This window comes from Aeromicrobium sp. 636 (assembly GCF_024433585.1).
Lineage (GTDB): Bacteria > Actinomycetota > Actinomycetes > Propionibacteriales > Nocardioidaceae > Aeromicrobium > Aeromicrobium senzhongii.
Genome location: NZ_WNJU01000004.1, coordinates 1 through 18,252 on the forward strand (window position 1 = coordinate 1; position 18,252 = coordinate 18,252).

Annotated in this window: 16 protein-coding genes; 8 read left to right on the top strand and 8 right to left on the bottom strand. The window is 70.3% G+C overall.

Features of this window, described 5'->3' with window-relative positions:
• Positions 1-112: 112 nt before the first annotated feature.
• From GL325_RS12795 to GL325_RS12810, 4 genes are all read right to left on the bottom strand, one after another.
• Positions 113-2,674, bottom strand: a complete 2,562-nt coding sequence (locus GL325_RS12795) for a CDP-glycerol glycerophosphotransferase family protein (protein ID WP_187769810.1) — start codon at positions 2,672-2,674, stop codon at positions 113-115.
• Positions 2,671-3,870, bottom strand: a complete 1,200-nt coding sequence (locus tag GL325_RS12800) for a CDP-glycerol glycerophosphotransferase family protein (RefSeq protein WP_187769811.1) — start codon at positions 3,868-3,870, stop codon at positions 2,671-2,673. Before GL325_RS12800 ends, GL325_RS12795 begins: the two co-directional genes overlap by 4 nt.
• 69 nt (positions 3,871-3,939) lie before the next feature.
• Entirely contained in the window at positions 3,940-5,145 is a 1,206-nt protein-coding gene (locus tag GL325_RS12805) for a rhamnan synthesis F family protein (protein WP_187769812.1), read from the bottom strand.
• On the bottom strand, positions 5,142-5,624 hold the full coding sequence (locus tag GL325_RS12810) for a hypothetical protein (protein WP_255499578.1): 483 nt from the start codon (positions 5,622-5,624) through the stop codon (positions 5,142-5,144). The genes GL325_RS12805 and GL325_RS12810 overlap by 4 nt, the downstream gene beginning before the upstream one ends.
• Positions 5,625-5,775: 151 nt before the next feature.
• Between GL325_RS12810 and GL325_RS12815 the strand changes: the two genes are divergently transcribed.
• The 3 genes from GL325_RS12815 to GL325_RS12825 are packed head-to-tail and all read left to right on the top strand — an operon-like array spanning position 5,776 to position 8,144.
• On the top strand, positions 5,776-6,057 hold the full coding sequence (locus GL325_RS12815; protein WP_154596014.1) for a GNAT family N-acetyltransferase: 282 nt from the start codon (positions 5,776-5,778) through the stop codon (positions 6,055-6,057).
• A gap of 5 nt (positions 6,058-6,062) precedes the next feature.
• Positions 6,063-7,268 (top strand): Nramp family divalent metal transporter, encoded by a 1,206-nt coding sequence (locus tag GL325_RS12820; protein ID WP_223111316.1) that lies wholly within the window; start codon positions 6,063-6,065, stop codon positions 7,266-7,268.
• A gap of 18 nt (positions 7,269-7,286) precedes the next feature.
• Complete coding sequence (locus tag GL325_RS12825) at positions 7,287-8,144, top strand: Fpg/Nei family DNA glycosylase (protein ID WP_187769814.1); 858 nt, start codon at positions 7,287-7,289, stop codon at positions 8,142-8,144.
• Between the two features lie 56 nt (positions 8,145-8,200).
• Here GL325_RS12825 and GL325_RS16030 read toward each other — a convergent pair whose 3' ends face one another.
• A complete protein-coding gene (locus tag GL325_RS16030) occupies positions 8,201-9,145 on the bottom strand; it encodes a DUF6801 domain-containing protein (RefSeq protein ID WP_187769815.1) in 945 nt (314 codons plus the stop codon).
• 185 nt (positions 9,146-9,330) lie between these two features.
• On the opposite strand from GL325_RS16030, the gene GL325_RS12835 reads away from it, so the two are divergent.
• A complete protein-coding gene (locus GL325_RS12835; RefSeq protein ID WP_187769816.1) occupies positions 9,331-9,954 on the top strand; it encodes a hypothetical protein in 624 nt (207 codons plus the stop codon).
• On the opposite strand, the gene GL325_RS12840 is transcribed toward GL325_RS12835, so the two are convergent.
• Together GL325_RS12840 and GL325_RS12845 are read right to left on the bottom strand one after the other, a co-directional pair.
• Entirely contained in the window at positions 9,955-10,680 is a 726-nt protein-coding gene (locus GL325_RS12840) for an ABC transporter permease (RefSeq protein WP_187411683.1), read from the bottom strand.
• Positions 10,677-11,393, bottom strand: coding sequence for an ABC transporter ATP-binding protein (locus GL325_RS12845; protein ID WP_187769817.1), 717 nt, complete (start codon positions 11,391-11,393; stop codon positions 10,677-10,679). The genes GL325_RS12840 and GL325_RS12845 overlap by 4 nt, the downstream gene beginning before the upstream one ends.
• Positions 11,394-11,502: 109 nt before the next feature.
• Between GL325_RS12845 and purL the strand changes: the two genes are divergently transcribed.
• The 4 genes from purL to GL325_RS12865 all read left to right on the top strand — a co-directional run bounded on the left by purL (position 11,503) and on the right by GL325_RS12865 (position 17,343).
• The gene (purL, locus tag GL325_RS12850) at positions 11,503-15,357 is read left to right on the top strand and encodes a phosphoribosylformylglycinamidine synthase (RefSeq protein ID WP_187769818.1); all 3,855 of its coding nucleotides are present in this window, start codon (positions 11,503-11,505) and stop codon (positions 15,355-15,357) included.
• A gap of 88 nt (positions 15,358-15,445) precedes the next feature.
• Positions 15,446-15,625: a hypothetical protein gene (locus GL325_RS12855; RefSeq protein ID WP_154596009.1), complete on the top strand. Its 180-nt coding sequence runs from the start codon at positions 15,446-15,448 to the stop codon at positions 15,623-15,625.
• 77 nt (positions 15,626-15,702) lie between these two features.
• Positions 15,703-16,320, top strand: coding sequence for a DUF47 domain-containing protein (locus GL325_RS12860; protein ID WP_187411685.1), 618 nt, complete (start codon positions 15,703-15,705; stop codon positions 16,318-16,320).
• Complete coding sequence (locus GL325_RS12865) at positions 16,321-17,343, top strand: inorganic phosphate transporter (protein ID WP_304518640.1); 1,023 nt, start codon at positions 16,321-16,323, stop codon at positions 17,341-17,343.
• A gap of 114 nt (positions 17,344-17,457) precedes the next feature.
• Here the strand turns inward: GL325_RS12865 and pstB are convergent, their stop codons facing one another.
• Entirely contained in the window at positions 17,458-18,237 is a 780-nt protein-coding gene (gene pstB, locus GL325_RS12870; RefSeq protein ID WP_187769819.1) for a phosphate ABC transporter ATP-binding protein PstB, read from the bottom strand.
• Between the last annotated feature and the right edge of the window lie 15 nt (positions 18,238-18,252).

Consider the following 18,252-nt stretch of genomic DNA (forward strand, 5'->3'; position numbering starts at 1 on the left):
AGCGGGGGGGGCGGCGGGGGGCCCCCCCCCCCCCCCCCCCCCCCCCCCCCGCCCCCCCGCCCCCCCCCCCCCCCCCCCCCCCCCCCCCCCCCCCCCCCCCCGCCGGTCACGACTACGCGTCGTCCGGCAGGTACAGGGACCGGACCTTCTCGACCACCCGCGCGGCCGACCCCGCATCGAGGTGGTCGTGGAAGATCCGACGGCGCCAGGCGTACTCGTCGGCCGTGGCGGGGTCGGGCTCCTCGAAGAACCCGTCGAGAGCCGTGGCCAGTTCGTCGAAGGTGCGGCACACGGCGCCGGGCAGCACGCGGTCGAGGTCGTAGAACAGTCCACGCTCCTCGTTCGCGTAGTGCTCGAGGTCGTAGGCGAAACTCGCCATCGGCCGGCCCGTCAGCATGAAGTCGACCAGGCAGCTGGAGTAGTCGCTGACCAGGCCGGAGGCCACCCGGTAGAGCACCTCGAGGTCGGGATAGCGCCGACTCGACAGGTCGATCGCGCCCAAGGCTGCGAGTTGGTGCCAGTACGTGCGCGCCGTGTCGGCCATGTGCTCGCGCACGCCCAGGACGGCGTGATGACGCTCCAGCCAGGCTCCGAGCGTCTCGAGGTCCTCGGGGGTGAACCGGTAGTAGGCGTCGGCCTGCCCGTCCTTGAACGTCGGCAGGAACATGACCAAGCGACGATCGCCCACCTCGGCACGCAGCCGCTGCTCCGTCTCGAGGAGGTCCGCGGGCAGCCGCGACTCGTCACAGGTGATGTAGTCGTTCCGCGGCAGTCCGGTGTTCCAGACCTCGGTGTAGGACAGCGGCCAGAACGCCGTCGTCATCGCCAGCATGTCCATGCGGCTGGAGGCGATCACGGCCCGCGAGCCGCCGTTGTTGCGCAGCAGCGCCCGCTCCAACTCGGGCGAGATCGTGGCCGTCGCCGAGCCGAATCGCTTGAGCGGAATCCCGTGCCACAGGTTGACGAAGTTGTGCCTGAGCGGTGACAACGGCCAGTGCGCGTTGACCCTGGGCCCGTGCTTGACGAAGATCTGGCCGGCCCGCAGCAGGTACTCCTGGCCGGCGCGGCTCATCAGCGGGACGGTCACGACGTTCTCGCCGGACAGCTCGACCCGCCGCGAGCGGGTCAGGATGATCTTCTTGATCGACGGGTCGTCGCGGACCTCCTCGAACACCGCACGCTCGTTGCCGGCCAACGTGTGGTCGTAGGCGCACACCGGGAACGCCCACCAGTGGTCGAACTTCGGGGTCCACTCGTCCTCACGGCGGAAGCGCGGCCACGACAGTGGGTCGTCGTAGTCCACGGTGCCGTCAGGGCGTGACTTCACAGCGAGGCTGCGGGCGAGCCGGTCGTCGGCGCTCACGCGCAGCAGGTTGCGCTCGAACGTGTCGGTCCGGGCGTTCGGCACCCGCTGGGCGACCTGTTCCTTCCACGCCGCCAGGTCGGGCATGCGACGGGGGTTCTCGGAGATCAGGTTGCGCTTGAGCAGGGGGAAGCCGTGGTCGAGCAGAGTCCAGTAGTCGGTCGTGTAGACGGGCAGGTACGGGTAGAGCCCGTCGACGAACGTCTCGAAGTCGAACCCCTGTGCCATCAGGTACCGGCTGAGCCCCACCTCGTACTTGACGATGACGACCGACTTCACCGTCTCACGCGCGACGGAGTCGAGGCGTCGCCGGAATCCGGCGTCCCTGATCACCGGCTGCCGGAAGGCCAGGAAGTAGGAGCTCAGGTGGAGGTGGTCGATGGGGTCGATCTCATTGACGGTGCGCCACCGTTGCTTGGCCTCGGCGAGCGGGAGCGGCCGGTCGTCGCCGAGGTCGCGCGCGTAGGCGCGCCGGGTGGCGTGCAGGCCCCACCAGTCGGCGCGGGCGGCGGACATGGTGGCGAAGACCTCGTCGAGGGGCCGCAGGAGGTACGCACTGTCATTCGCCAACAGCAACTCGTCGTACGTCTCGAGCGTGTCCCACCCGACGAGGTCGCGCGCGAGGATCGACCACGAGCCGAAGTCGTAGGCGCCGTGCCTGATCGCCCACGCCCCGAGCGTCACCTCCGAGAGCTTGGCCAGCTCGGTCGCCGCCATCGTGGAATCGGCCAGGTAGTAGACGTCGGCATGGCGCGACAGCTCGGTGAGGTAGTCGACCACATAGTCGTCGACGATGCCGTCGGCGTCGTACGCGGCGAAGAGGCAGACCCTGCGCACGGGCGTGCCGGCGGCGAAGGTCGTCGCCGGACGCGGCTGCACCTCGGGAGGCAGCGTGGGCAGGCCGTCGTGACGGCCCCGTACCAGGTGGTGGACGAGGGGGTTGATGTCGTCGCGGCGGGGATCGAGGTGCTCGTTCCAGTACCACCACAGGTCGAAGTCGGACCGCGGATTGACCAGCCGTCTCCATCCGGTGGTGCAGAAGTGCTTGTAGGGCGAACGGTCGACGCCCTTCTGCCCGGCGAGGACGCGGCGGTAGGAGTCGACGTCGAGGGCGTCGGCGCGCTTGATGACGGCGATCTCGCACGCGGTGGCGACGTCGGGAGACACCGGCGTGGCGGGGTCCTGGTCGGTCAGGCCCTCCTCGAGCACGCGATCCACCAGGGTGCGGGCCCCGGCGGGGTCGGTGGCCCGGGTCGCGTCCCACTGCGCGACGAAGCTCGACCACGCCGCCCGGAACTGCTCAGGACTCATGCGAGCACCTCCTTCGGCGTCAGGGCCAGCAGGCGCTCCACGACGCGGCGCGTGTTGTGGCCGTCGCGGTGGTCGACCAGCAGGTCGCGCACCCGGGAGTATTGCCGCGTGGTGGTCGGGTCGTCCAACGCCTGCTCGAGAGCCTCGACGAGGGACGACGTGTCCCGGCACACCGGCCCGGGGAACATGTGGTCGAGGTCGTACAGCAAACGGTCGGAGAGCTCGTCGGCGTCGTGAGCGAAGCTGATGACGGGGCGGCCCGTCACCGTGAAGTCGAGGGCGGCACCGTCGACGTCGGTCAGCAGCACGTCGGTGGCCCGTAGCACGGCGTGCACGCTCGGCCATCGCAGTTCTGAGAGGTCGAGGGCGTGCTCGCCGAACGCTTGGGTGTAGGCGCGCTCCAGATCGGTGATGGGCTCGCGGATGGCCAGAACCGCCCCGGCTGATGCGACGGCGGACGCGATGCGGTCGACCTCCGCCGGGCTGAAGCGGTACGGCTCGGCCTTCGAGCCCGTGCCACGCAGGGTCGTCGAGAACAGGACGAGCCGCCGTCCGGCCAGTTCCTCGCGCAGCCGGTCCTCCTGCTCGCGCAGGTCGGCCGGGAGGTCGTCACCGATCAGGAAGTCGTGCGCGGGGATCCCGGTCCGCCAGGCGTCGGCGTAACGGGTGGTCCAGTTCGACGCCACGGCCGCAAGCTGGTCGGCGTCGGAGGAGGCCAGGACGGCGTCGAAGATCCGCGTGGGAGCCTCGTGCAGCATCTGCAGCGGGCCCTCCGGGCTGAGCTGCAGGTCAGGGGGTGTCCGGGGCGAGGCCGCGGTCCGGCTGTACTTCAGCAGGGTCAGCCCACGGCGGACGGCGATCACGTGGTGGCGCTCGGTGCTGACCCGGACCTGGGCGGCCCGGATCGGGCGCTCGACCAGCAGGACGATGCCCGAGCGCATGAGCGCGTGTCGGCCCTCGGGGCTCAGGACCGGGTGGACCTCGACGTTCTCGCCGGCGAGCCTCACGTGCCGCGACCGGGTCAGAATGACCTTCTTGATGGAGGGGTCGTGGGCGACGTGCTCGAAGATCGCCCGGCTGTTGTCCGGCAGCAGGTGGGTCGCCCGGTCGACGACGAACGCCCACTGGCGCATGTCGCGCGACGCGGCGGCGTCGAGCTTGGCGAATCGGCGCGGCGTCATGTCCCAGTCGGGCACGTGCACCTCGCCGTCGGCACCGCGCTCGACCGCGAAGCTCCGCGCCAGCCGGTCGGCGGCACCGGTGCGTCACAGGTTCGCCTCGAGAGCCTCCACGGGCGCGTCCGGGGTCAGGCGGAGCACGATGTCCTTCCAGTGCGCGAGGCCGGGGACGTCGTAGTGGTTCTGGTAGAGCAGGAACCGCTTCAGGAAGGGGAAGCCGCGTTCGATCAGCTCGAAGGCCCACGAGCTGTAAACCGGATGGAACGGGTACAGGGCGGGGACGAACGTCGAGAACCGGTGGCCGCGCCCGATCAACAACCGGGTCAGCCCGATCTCGTACTTCTGGATGATCAGTCGCTTGCGCTGCTGGGGGACGACACCGTCGACGAGCCGGCGGAAGACCGGGTCGTCCAGGACGGGCCGGCGGAAGACCAAGAAGTACGACGCCAGGTGGAAGTCGTAGATGGGGTCGTCCTCGTACCGGGCCAGCATCTCGTCGCGGACGACGTCGAGGGGGATCGGCTCGGTGAACTGGTTCGACGGCAGGTGCTTGGTGGCGGCCAGGCCTTTCGTGGCCTGCAGGCCCCACCAGTCGCACCGCTCCGCGTCCATCTGCCGGAACACTTCGTCGAGCGGCCGCAGCAGGTACGAGGAGTCGTTGACGAACAGCACCTCGTCGTAGTCCTGCAGGCGGTCCCAGCCGACGAGGTCGCGCGCGAGCATCGAGTACGACCCGAAGTCGTAGGCGCCGTGGCGGACCGACCAGGCCTCGGTGGCGACCTCGCGCAGCTTGGCCAGCTCGCTGTCGGGCAGGTAGCTGTCGAACAGGCAGTACACGTCGCTGAAGCGCGCCAGCTCACGCACGAGGATCAGCGTGGCCTCGTCGACGACGCCCTCGGCGTCGAAGCCGGCGAACAGGGTGGCACGGCGCACGGGACGGTCGTGGGGCAGCTCCGCCCCGGGGCCGGACGGGGCCGTCGTCGGCGGCTTGGTCGCCAGGCCCAGATCGCGGCCGACGAGTGCGTAGTGGACCAGCGGGTTGACGGACTCGTCCGCCGGATCGAGGTGGGACGCCCAGTACCACCAGATGTCGAAGTCGCGGTTCGGCGCGAACAGCAACCGCCAGCCCGTCTCGCAGAAGTGCTCGAGCGGATCGGTCACGGGCTCACGCAGCTCGGGCAGCGAGGCCACGTAGTAGTCGGCGTCGAAGTAGGGCTCGACCAACGCCATCTCCGCCGCGAGACGCTCGCGCTCGCCCATCGCGTCGAGCGCGGCCAGGTCCTCGGCGCTCACTGGTGCGTGCGGAGGTGGTTGAGGAGCGGGTTCGTCCTGCTGCGCACCACGAAGGGGTGACGGGCGAGGTAGTTCTTGGTGCTGAACTCCGGGCCCGGATCGCGGCCCTCGGCGACACCGAAGCGAAGGTAGTGCAGTGCAGGGCTCAGGCCGGTCGAGATGATCTCGGGATACGTGCGCAGGTACCACGGGCCGTCGAAGAGGGACGAGGCGCGCAGCTCGCGGGCGTCGGCCAGCTCCTGTGGGGTGGCGGCGTTCGGCAGGACGCGTCGCTTGAGCCAGCCCTTGGGGCCGGTGGCGACGGACTCGGTGCGGGTGAGGTGCTTGTCGAGGGCGCGCGAGATCGCCACGGCCTGATTCTCGGCGTGCTCCGTGGCGGCGATCTTCTCGGCCTGCGCCTCGTACTGCTCCCGGACCGTCGCGAGCTCGCGACGGCACTGCCGCAGGCTCTCGTCGAGCCCGACGTCCTCGGTGTTCACCTGCGCGTCCCCCTCCCGCTTGACAACCCGCCCAGCATAACGACGACAGGAAGCCGGGGCGCGGGAGCGCGCTGTCCCCCGGGTGGTCGGCGCGATCGGCGCGGTCCTGACGCGGGATGAGGCGTGCCACCTGGTGTGGCAAGGTCGACCCATGACGGTCGACATCACGTACAACACGTCCGAGCAGCAGTACGAGATCACGGTCGACGGCGCGGTGGCCGGCCACACCGTGGCACGGGACGAGGGCGACGTCGTCGTCTTCCCTCACACGGAGATCGACGAGCGCTTCGAGGGCCGGGGACTGGGCGGCAAGCTCGTCGGACACGCCCTCGACGACGTCCGGTCGCGGGGCAAGAAGGTCCGGGCCCACTGCACCTACGTCAAGCACTTCATCGAGAAGCACCCCGAGTACCAGGACCTCCGGGCCGAGTGACCGTCCTGCTCCGTCGTCGGCTCACGTTGCTGGGGCCGGCGTTCATCGCCGCCGTCGCGTACGTCGATCCGGGCAACGTCGCGACGAACCTGACCGCCGGGGCGCAGTTCGGGTACACGCTCGTCTGGGTCATCGTTCTCGCCAATCTCATGGCGGTCCTGCTGCAGTACCTCTCGGCGAAGCTGGGCCTGGTGACCAGGCGTTCGCTGGCGGCCCAGGTGGGCGGCCGTGTCTCGGCCCGCACGCGGTTCCTGTACTGGCTGCAGGCCGAGGGGATCGCGATCGCGACCGACCTGGCCGAGGTCATCGGCGGTGCGATCGCCTTCCAACTGCTGTTCGGCGTGCCGTTGCCGATCGGCGCGGTACTGACGGCCCTGGTCGCGATGCTCGTCCTGACCATCGGTGACCGGCGCGGTCAGGGCGCCCTCGAGCGACTGATCATCGGGTTCCTGCTGCTGATCGCGGTCGGCTTCCTCGCCGGGCTGGTCGTGGGTCCTCCGTCCGCCGCAGGCGTGGCCGGAGGCCTGGTGCCCCGGTTCGACGGCGCCGAGAGCGTGTTGCTGGCGTCGGGCATCGTCGGCGCCACGGTGATGCCGCACGCGGTGTACCTGCACTCCAGTCTCACGGCGGACCGGCTGGGACGCCGCGGCGAGGACTCGTCCGTCCGCGAGTTGCTGGCCGCGACCCGGGCCGACGTGGTCCTGGCGCTGATCCTGGCGGGCGTCCTGAACCTCGGTCTGCTGCTCATGGCGGCGGCGAACCTGCAGGGCATGCCCGGCACGGACACGATCGCCGGCGCGCACGAGCTGATCGGCAGCGAGATCGGCGCCGGCGTCGCGCTGCTGTTCGCGGTGGCCCTGTTGGGCTCGGGCATCTCGTCCACGTCCGTCGGCAGCGCGGCCGGCGCCGAGGTGATGCGCAGCCTCACTCCGTGGGCGCTGTCGCCGCTGACGCGTCGCCTGATCACGCTCGTCCCGGCGTTGGTGATCCTGATGCTGGGGATCGATCCGACCCGGGCCCTCGTGGTCTCGCAGGTCGTCCTGTCGATGGGCATCCCGTTCGCCGTCGTCCCGCTGGTCTGGCTGACGTCGTCACGCGGCGTCATGGGCGAGTACGTCAACCACCGGGCGACGACGGCACTGGCCGTCCTGGCCGCCGGCGCGATCGTGGTGCTGAATCTGGTTCTGCTGTGGCTGACGTTCGGGGGTTGAGACTCCTAGGCTGGCGCCATGCCTGAGATGCCTGAGGTCGAGGCGCTGGTGCGCTGGCTGGGCGAGAAGCTCGACGGTGCCGTCGTCGCCGAGATCGAGCCCGCGTCCTTCGCGGTGCTCAAGACCTACGATCCGCCCGTCTCGGCGTTCGCGGGCCTGACCGTCTCGGCCGTGCGCCGGCACGGGAAGTTCATCGACATCGACGTCGACGGCCTGCACCTGGTGATCCACCTGGCCAAGGCCGGCTGGTTGCGCTGGAGCGACCACTTCGGCGACGCCCGGGTGAAGATGGGTGGTCCCATCGCGCTGCGGCTGCGCGTCGATCGCGGCGACGGCCCGCACGAGGGGTTCGACCTGACCGAGGCGGGCACCCGCAAGGGCCTGGCCGTGTACGCCGTGCGCGACCCGCAGGAGGTCCCCGGTGTCGCGCGGCTCGGACCCGACCCGCTGGGGCCGGGATTCGACCTGCGCCCGCTGCTGCAACGCCGGATGCAGGTCAAGCGGCTGCTGCGCGACCAGACCGTGATCGCGGGCATCGGCAACGCCTACAGCGACGAGATCCTGCACGCCGCGCGGCTGTCGCCGTTCGCGATCGCCGAGAAGCTCGACGAGGACGAGATCGGACGGCTCGAGTCGGCGGTCACCTCCGTGCTGACCGACGCCGTCGCGGCGGCCGACGGCAAGCCGGCGTCGGACCTCAAGGACGCCAAGCGCGAGCGGATGCGCGTGCACGGCCGGGCCGGCGAGACGTGCGACGTGTGTGGCGGCACCATCGCCGAGGTCGTCTTCGCGGACTCGTCGCTGCAGTACTGCCCGACCTGCCAGACCGGCGGCGCACTGCTGAAGGACCGCAGCACCTCGAAGTTCCTGAAATAGACGAAGGGGGCGAGCGCCTCGCGGCGCCCGCCCCCTCCTTCAGTGGTGTGACCGGGTCACTTCTTCTTGACGGTGACGATGACCTTCACGCGCGCGCTTCCGCCCTTGCCGTCGCGGACGGACACGTAGAACGCGGTCTTGCCCTTGAAGTTCTTCTTGGGCTTGAACTTGAACTTCGGGCCCTTGCCGCTGACCTTGCCGGCCTTCTTCTTGACCTTGCCCACCTTGTAGGTCAAGCGATCGCCGTTGGCATCCTTCGCGCGGATGACGAAGTTCTTGGCCTTGTTCTTCTTGGTCACGACCTTGACGGTCCTGGGGGCCCTCGGCGCGACGTTCGGCGCCTTGACCGCGCGGATCGAGCCCAGGGCACGATCGGCAGGGCCGACACAGGTCAACCTCGACGGCACCGTCTCGACGGGCATCTCCTCGGGCTCGGTGTAGATCGAGGCCGCGATGCTGAAGCTCGCCGGCACACCGAGCGCGACGCTGCCAGTGGTGTACGCCGGAGCCTTGATGGCCGGGACGGTGCCCGCGGCCGGGATCTTCCACGGCTGGCCGGCAGCCTGCGGGATCGGTGTCCTGGGCGCGGAGAGGCTCGGGATCCGGACCGAGGACGTCTTGCCGGCGGTAGTGAGGGTCAGGGCAGCGTCGGTCGAGCCGCCCCAGGCGGCTGTGCCACTGAGCAGGCCGACCGTGGAGCTGCGGAGCAACTCCGGCATCGTCAGCGTGATCTTGACGGCACGCTGGGGAATCGTCTGGCCCGGGTACACGGTGGTGGGGACGGTGGTCGAGATGGCCACGTCGATCTCGTGGGTGCCGAGGTTGAGCGGCGGGGTGTCGCTGCCGGCCGTCACCTTGCAGGTGTACTTGAAGTTCTTGGAGAGCGCGACGTCGGCGGCGTGGGCGGGACTCGCGAGGCCCACGGTGGCGAAGGTGCCGCCGACGAGCGCGGCGGTGATGGGTAGCGCGACACGGCGCGCCACGAGGGAAGAACGGGTCACGAGGGACACCTTTCGGATGGCGGCCGCCGGGGTGGGACACCGGCGGACGGGAACTGGCTGCGCGGTAACCTAACACAGCGAACTGTGAGTTACCACACACCATACTCCTCTGAAGTAACTCCGAGGTACATCTGCCGGATCCGCGATTCAGCCGGGTCCATCGACCGTCCTCCTAGGCTGGGGTCATGGGCATCGGAAACACGGGACGTCGGGTCAATGCGGCGGTCGGCTCGATGGCCGGGCGCGTGGACGGCCACACGCTCGAGGTCGCGAACCACGCCGCCGCGGTGCTGACGCTTGCGGTCCGTGTGCTGCGCTGGCCGACCCTGGTCGTCCTCGTGCTGGCCTGGCCGTTCATCGCCGGGCTGGCCGTCATCGCCCTGGCCGCCGATGACACCTGGCTGAAGGTGACCGCCGGGGTGCTGGCCCTCGTGGGCGCGGCGATCTCCGCGGCCTTCGGCTTCCGGCGGAACCGCATCCTGACCGCCGTACAGGACGAGCAGGAGTTCGCAACCGAGTTGGGCGTCGCGGTGGCCCTGAGCGACGACGTCGGAGAGGCGCGGCTGGCCCTGGGCCAGTTGGCCGGCACCGGGGGAGGGGCCCGGGTGTTCTCGCGGCTCAAGGGGCTCTGGCGCGGGCTGGGCGTCGGTCCGGGCGTCCTGCAGGGAGCGAACGACCTGCCCCGCGCACGCTGGTTCTTCCCGCCCAAGATCGGCACCACGATCACGCTGTTCTTCCTGGCGCTGTGGGTCGTCCCCGTCTCGTTCGTGAGCTGCCTGCTGCTGGCGATCGCCCTCGCCGCCCGCTAGTCAGGGCGTGCGGCGACGCAGCGTCAGTGACGCGAGCGCCACGGACCCGATCGCGAAGGCGATGAGGACCAGCAGGTCCGTGACGCGCTCGCCGGAGGTCTCGCCGGCGGCCAGCGAGGTGAAGGCGTCGGTCGCGTAGGTCAGCGGCATGACGACCGAGAGCCACCGCAGCACGTCGGGCATCTGGTCGACCGGCACGAGCAGCCCGCACACGAGGATCTGCGGGATGATCGCCAGCGGCATGAACTGGACCGCCTGGAACTCCGTGCGGGCGAATGCCGACGCGAGCAGGCCGAGCGCGGTGCCGACCACCGATCCGAGGATCGCGAAGACCAGGCCCTCCCAGGGCCGATCGAGCCCCAGGTCCAGCGCCCACTGCCCGACGGCGAGGCTGATCGCCGACTGCACCAGGGCGACCAGGCTGAACGCCAGCGCGTAGCCGCCGATCAGCCCACCGCGAGGCAGCGGCGTCGTCAGCAACCGCTCGAGCGTGCCGGACGTGCGCTCGCGCACCATCGTGACGCTCGTGATGAGGAACATCAGGATGAACGGGAAGAGTGCCAGCATCTGGGGACCGACCCGCGCGAACACCTCCGGCTGGTGGTCGAAGACGTACCGGAACAACAGCAGCAGGATCGTGGGCAGGAGCAGCAGCATCACGACGCTGCGGGGGTCGTGGCGCAGCTGCCACACCACGCGGAGAGCCGTGGCGAGGGCGCCGCTCACGGCTCGTCCGACGTCGCCAGGGCCAGGAAGGCCGACTCGATGTCCGTCGTCCCGGTCGCCGCTCGCAGGCCGTCGGGAGTGTCGTGGGCGATGATCCGGCCCTCCCGCATCAGCAGGACCTCGTCGCAGCGATCGGCCTCGTCCATCACGTGGCTGGAGACCAGAAGCGTGGCCCCGGCCTGCGCGAGCTCGGCGAACATCCGCCACAGGTCGCGGCGCAGCACGGGGTCGAGCCCGACCGTCGGCTCGTCGAGCAGGTACACGTCCGGCGACGGCAGCAGTGCCGCCGCCAGCGACACCCGGGCCCGCTGGCCGCCCGAGAGGTCGCGGGTCAGCTGGTGGCGGCGGTCGGCCAGGTCGACCGACTCGAGGACCTCATCGATGCGATCGGCTCCCACGGCGTGGATCGCGGCGAAGTAGGCCAGGTTCTGGGTCACGGTGAGGTCGTCGTACACCGAGCTGGCCTGGGTCACGTAGCCCACGCGACGCCGGTTGAGCGGCGATCCGCCGGGCTCGCCCAGCACGTCCACGGTGCCCGACCGCACGACCTGGACGCCCGCCAGTGAGCGGATGAGCGTGGACTTGCCGCAGCCGCTCGGCCCGAGCAGTCCGGTGATCCGACCGGCGGGAATCGTCAGATCCAAGCCGTCGAGCACCGTCCGGCCGCCACGCTGGACGACGAGTTCCCGGACCTCGACGGCGGCGTCGGTCATGGGTCGACCATCGCACCCCGGTCGCGGACCCGCAAGAGCCGGACGACGCCCCTCGGGACCGGTTCGGACGCCCCTCGGGACCGGTTCGGCGGGCCACTAGGCTGGGCGCGTGTCGCGCGACGTCGAACTCACCGTGGTCGAGGGCGGCAATGCTCTCTCGCCCTTCCGAGCCCGTGCCCTGCTGTCCCGTCTGCAGGAGGTGGCCCCCGGGCTGACCGGCGTCCGCGCCCGTCACGTCCACTGGATCGCCAGTGAGAGGCCGTTGGACGCGGCCGTCGTCGAGACCCTCTCGCGGCTGCTCGACTACGGCGACCCGGCCGAGGGCGGACCCGACGGCACCCTCGTCGTCGTGGGACCGCGCCTGGGCACGATCTCGCCGTGGTCCAGCAAGGCCACCGACATCGTGCACAACTGCGGCATCGACGTGCGCCGCGTCGAGCGGGTCACCGAGTACACCCTGACCGGCGCCGAGCCGACCGCCGAGCAGCTGCGCGCCTGCGCGGACGTGCTGCACGACCGGATGACCGAGACCGCGCTGACCTCCCGCGAGGCGGCGGCTGATCTCTTCGACGAGCGCGAGGCCGAGCCGATGCAGCGCATCGACGTGCTCGGCGGCGGCCGCGCGGCGCTCGAGCAGGCGAACACCGAGTTCGGTCTGGCCCTGTCCGACGACGAGATCGACTACCTCGTCGAGTCCTTCGGCGACCTGCGCCGCAACCCCACCGACGTCGAGCTGATGATGTTCGCCCAGGCGAACTCCGAGCACTGCCGCCACAAGATCTTCAACGCGGACTTCGTCGTCGACGGCGAGCCCCAGGACCGCTCGCTGTTCGCGATGATCCGGCACACCGAGCAGGTGGCGGGCCACGGCACCGTCGTCGCCTACAAGGACAACGCCTCGATCATGCAGGGCGGCCCGGCCACGCGTTGGCTGCCCGAGTCCGCCGACCGGCCCAGCCGCTACACCGCGCGCGAGGACGAGGTCCACGTCCTGATGAAGGTCGAGACCCACAACCACCCGACCGCCATCTCGCCGTACCCCGGTGCCGCGACGGGCGCCGGCGGCGAGATCCGCGACGAGGGGGCGACGGGCCGCGGGTCGCAGCCCAAGGCGGGACTGACCGGCTTCGTCGTCTCCAACCTGCACCTGCCCGGCACGGACGAGCCGTGGGAGACCGAGCAGTACGGCCGGCCCGAGCACATCGCCAGCCCGCTCGACATCATGACCGAGGGCCCGATCGGCGCCGCCGCGTTCAACAACGAGTTCGGCCGGCCCGGACTGGGCGGCTTCTTCCGGGTCTACGAGCAGACCGTCGACGGTGTCCGCCGCGGCTATCACAAGCCGATCATGAGCGCGGGCGGTCTCGGGTCGATCAGCGCCGAGATGACCGAGAAGATCGCGTTCCCCGGCGGCACGCTGCTCGTGCAGCTGGGCGGTCCGGGCATGCGCATCGGCATGGGCGGCAGCGCGGCCTCGTCGAAGGCCGCCGGCGCCAATGCCGCCGAGCTGGACTTCGACTCGGTCCAGCGCGGCAACCCCGAGATCGAGCGCCGGGCGCAGGAGGTCATCAACCACTGCTGGTCCCTGGGTGAGGACAACCCCATCCTGTCGATCCACGACGTGGGCGCCGGTGGACTCTCGAACGCGTTCCCCGAGCTGGTCGACGACGCGGGTGTCGGCGCGACCTTCGACCTGGCGTCGGTGCCCGTCCTCGAGACCGGTCTGGCCCCGAAGGAGATCTGGTGCAACGAGAGCCAGGAGCGTTACGTCCTGGCGATCGCGCCCGAGTCCCTCGAGCGGTTCGCGGCCCTGGCCGAGCGTGAGCGCTGTCCCTTCGCGGTGGTCGGTGTGGCCCGCGACGACGCCCAGCTCGTGGTGACCGCCGCCGATCCGGCCGACGAGTCGCCCGTCGACATGCCGCTGGAGGTGCTCCTGGGCAAGCCGCCGAAGATGACGCGCGACGCCGCCCGCGTCGAGCGCTCCACGGCGGAGCTCGATCTCGCGGGCATCGACGTGCGCGAGGCCGCCCACGCGGTCCTGCGGCACCCGTCGGTCGCCTCCAAGCGCTTCCTGGTCACGATTGCCGACCGCACGGTCGGCGGGTTGACCCACCGTGACCAGATGGTCGGTCCGTGGCAGGTGCCGGTCGCGGACGTGGCCGTGACGCTCGCCGACCACGTGGGCTTCAGCGGCGAGGCCATGGCCAGCGGCGAGCGCACCCCGCTGGCCGCGGTCGACGCGCCCGCCTCGGGCCGGATGGCCGTGGGCGAGGCGATCACGAACCTGCTCGCCGCCCCCATCGACCTGCCGGGCGTCAAGCTGTCGTGCAACTGGATGGCCGCCTGCGGCGAGGACGGCGAGGACGCCGCCCTCTACGACACGGTCCACGCCGTCGCGATGGAGCTGTGCCCCGCACTGGGCATCTCCGTGCCGGTCGGCAAGGACTCCCTGTCGATGCGGACCCGCTGGACCGACGAGTCCGGCGAGGACAAGCAGGTCACGGCGCCCGTCTCGCTCGTCGTCACCGCGTTCGCCGCGCTGCCCGACGTACGTGGCACGGCCACACCCGAGCTGCCCGCCGACGCGGCGCTGCTGCTGGTCGACCTGGGCGCCGGCCGCAACCGGTTGGGCGGGTCGATGCTGGCGCAGGTGCGTGGCGAGTTCGGAGGCCGGGTGCCCGACCTGGACGATCCCGCCCGCCTCGTGTCCCTCGTCGACGGCGTCAACGCGCTGCGGAGGGCCGGCCTGCTGCAGGCGTACCACGACCGCTCCGACGGAGGCCTGTGGGCAGCCGTGTGCGAGATGGCGTTCGCCGGCGGCGTGGGTGTCGACCTCGACGTCGACGACCTGGCCGCACTGTTCAGCGAGGAACTCGGCGCGGTCCTGGCCGTTCCGGCGGCCCGTGTGGACGAGGCGACGGAACTGCTCGCCCGGCACGGCCTCGGTGAGCTGACGCGGCGCGTCGGCACGTCGACGACCGACCGGCTCGTCCGCGTCCCGGGCCTGGGGCTCGAGGAGTCGCTGACCGAGCTGGCGCAGACGTGGGACGAGGTCTCGTGGCGCATCTCCCGGCTGCGCGACAACCCCGAGTGCGCCGACGCCGAGCACGCCTCGATCGGCGCGCCCGAGCCGCTGCTGACCCTCGAGACGACCTTCGACCCGACGGACGACGTGTCGGCCCCGTACCTCGTGGGCCGCGCGCGCCCCCGGGTGGCGATCCTGCGTGAGCAGGGCGTCAACTCCCACGTCGAGACGGCGTACGGCTTCGACCGCGCCGGCTTCGACACGTACGACGTGCACATGACCGACCTGCAGTCCGGCCGGTTCGACCTGTCCGACGTGGTCGGCCTGGCCGCCTGCGGCGGGTTCTCCTACGGCGACACCCTGGGCGCCGGTGAGGGCTGGGCCCGGTCCGTGTTGTTCAACCCGGCCCTGACCGAGGCGTTCGCCGGCTTCTTCTCCCGGCCCGACACCTTCGGCATCGGCATCTGCAACGGGTGCCAGATGTTCGCGGCGCTCGCCGACCTGATCCCCGGCGCCGAGGCGTGGCCGCGGTTCACGCGCAACGTCTCGGAGCAGTACGAGGCGCGGCTCGCGCTGGTCGAGGTCCTGGACTCGCCGTCGATCTTCTTCTCCGGCATGGCCGGGTCGAAGGTGCCGATCGCGGTCGCGCACGGCGAGGGGTTCGCGAACTTCTCGGTGCGCGGCGACGCCGAGACGGTGCACCGCGCGGCGCGGTTCGTCGACGTGCAGGGGCAGGTCGCCACCGAGTACCCCGCCAACCCGAACGGGTCGCCCGACGGACTCACCGCCGTGACGACCCCCGACGGTCGGTTCACGGCGATCATGCCGCACGCCGAGCGGGTGCAGCGCAACGTGCAGATGTCCTGGACGGCCGGGGACCTCTCCGCGGAGAGTCCGTGGCTGCGGATGTTCCGCAACGCCCGGGTGTGGGTCGACTGAGGTCCGCAGCGGCCAGCGCGCATAGTTCCATCGGGCGGTTTTGCTCGCGCGGCTTCGGCTCCCCTTCACATCCGCGTACTCTCGGAATGTGGCCCTGTACCCCCCCGGCGAACGCATGAGCGAGCCGCTCGACGACCGGCTGCGCGATGATGCTGCGCTGGCCGAGATCGAGTTGACCTCTCGTCTCATGATCGCCGCGTCGGGTGCCGCGGCCCCGCTCAGCCAAGCGGAGATCGACGTCCTCCTGGGCGTCGATCCGCGCCCCTGACCGCCTCGGTTGACGGCGTGTTCTGCTGAGCGCCTACGATGAGAGAGTCTGCCCGCCCCCTTCCGAGGAGCCCACGCGTGCGTTTTCGCATTCGACCGGTCGAGTCCACGTTCTACGACCTGTTCACCGAGTCGGCCAACCATCTGGTGGCGGGTGCCGCCATCGTTGCGCGGATCCTCGACCCCGAGACCGACAAGACCGCCCTCGCCGCTCAGATGAACGACGCCGAGCACGCGGCCGACGACACCACCCACGCGATCATCAAGCTGGTGAACAGCACGTTCATCACCCCGTTCGACCGTGAGGACATCTACGCCCTGGCCAGTGGTCTCGACGACGTCATGGACTACATGGAGGAGGTCGTCGACAGCACGGCCCTCTATGGCGTGACCGAGTTCCCCGAGGCCATGGCTGCCCAGATCCAGGTGCTCCAGACCGCCGCCAACGTCACCGCCGAGGCCATGCCCCGACTGCGGACGATGAAGGATCTCGAGGAGTTCTGGATCGAGATCAACCGCCTCGAGAACGAGGGCGACCGCAACCACCGCCGCATGCTCGCCGACCTGTTCGACGGCAACTACAAGGCGATGCAGGTGCTCAAGCTCAAGGACATCGTGGAAGCGGTCGAGCACGCGATCGACGCGCTCGAATCTGTGGCCAACACGGTGGAGCAGATCGCGGTCAAGGAGTCCTGAGTGGACCTCGTCACCGTCATGGTGATCACGGTCGTCGTGATCGCCCTCGTGTTCGACTACACGAACGGTTTCCACGACGCCGCCAACGCGATCGCCACCTCGGTGTCGACGCGCGCCCTCACGCCCCGCGTGGCACTGGCGATGGCGGCCGTCCTGAACTTCGTCGGTGCCTGGCTGGGTGTCGAGGTCGCCAAGACGATCCAAGGCATCATCGACATCGATGGGCTCAACAGCGTCACCGATGCCGACCGGGCCCATGCGCTGACGATCGTCCTGGCGGCACTCGTCGGCGCGATCACCTGGAACCTCATCACGTGGTACTTCGGCATCCCCTCGTCGTCCTCGCACGCCCTGATCGGCGGCATCGTCGGTGCCGGTCTGGCGTCCTCGACCGTCGTGCACTGGGACACGATCATCGACAAGGTCGCGATCCCGATGGTGCTGAGTCCGGCGTTGGGCTTCATGCTGGCCTTCGGCCTGATGACCGCCCTCATGTGGATCTTCCGCCGTGCCATGCCGTCACGCATCAACCGCGGATTCCGGCATGCGCAGACGGTCTCGGCCGCGGGCATGGCGCTGGGCCACGGCCTGCAGGACGCCCAGAAGACGATGGGCATCATCGTGCTCGCTCTCGTGGCCGGTGGCTTCCACACCGGGGACGACGTGCCCCTGTGGGTCATCGTCGCCGCGGCCAGCGCGATCGCCGCGGGCACGTACTCCGGTGGTTGGCGCATCATGCGCACGCTCGGCCGGCGCATCATCGAGCTCGATCCGCCGAAGGGCTTCGCTGCCGAGGCCACGGCCGCCAGCGTCCTCTACGTCATGGCGATCGGCCTGCACGCTCCGGTCTCGACGACGCACACGATCACCTCGGCGATCATGGGTGCGGGCGCCACCAAGCGCTTCAGCGCCGTCCGGTGGGGCGTGGCCAAGGGCATCGTCGTCGCCTGGGTGGTCACCATGCCCGCCGCCGCCCTGGTCGCTGCCGTGTTCTACTTCGTCGCCCGTCCGTTCCTGCCTTGACGGGCCGAGCGCGCTCGCTTCGCTTCGCGCTCACTCCCGGCTCCGCAGAGCTCGGCCGGCCCGGCCCCTCGTCGCTGCGCTCCTCGCCATGGCGAGGAGCGCACGGCTGACGGATCAGCCGAAGCGGCCCTGGATGTAGGCCTCGGTCGCGGGGTCGTCGGGGTTGGCGAACATCTTCTCCGTCGGCCCCAGCTCGACCAGCCGGCCCGGCTGGCCCACGCCGGCCAGGTTGAAGAACGCCGTCTGGTCCGAGACCCGCGCCGCCTGCTGCATGTTGTGGGTGACGATCACGATCGTGTAGTCGGTCTTGAGTTCGTGGATCAGGTCCTCGATCACGCTGGTCGAGATCGGGTCCAGCGCCGAGCAGGGCTCGTCCATCAGCAGGACCTCGGGCTCGACCGCGATGGCGCGCGCGATGCACAGCCGCTGCTGCTGTCCGCCCGAGAGCCCCGAGCCGGGGCGGTCCAGCCGGTCCTTCACCTCGGCCCACAGGCCCGCGCTGCGCAGCGACTGCTCGACGATGTCGTCGGCCTCGGACTTCTTCATCCGCTTGCTGTTCAGTCGCTGGCCCGCCAGCACGTTCTCCGAGATCGACATTGTGGGGAACGGGTTGGGCCGCTGGAACACCATGCCGATCTTGCGGCGGACGTTCACCGGGTCCATCTCGGGCGCGTAGAGGTCCTCGCCGTCGACCAGGACCTTGCCCTCGACGTGGGCGCCCCGGATGACCTCGTGCATGCGGTTGAGCGAGCGCAGGAAGGTCGACTTGCCGCAACCGGACGGGCCGATGAACGCCGTGACGGCGCGGGCGGGGATGGTGATGTTGACGTCCTGCACGGCGAGGAAGTCCGAGTAGTAGATGCTCAGGTCGGTGACGTCGATGCTCTTGGCCATGGTGGGGTCCTTCCG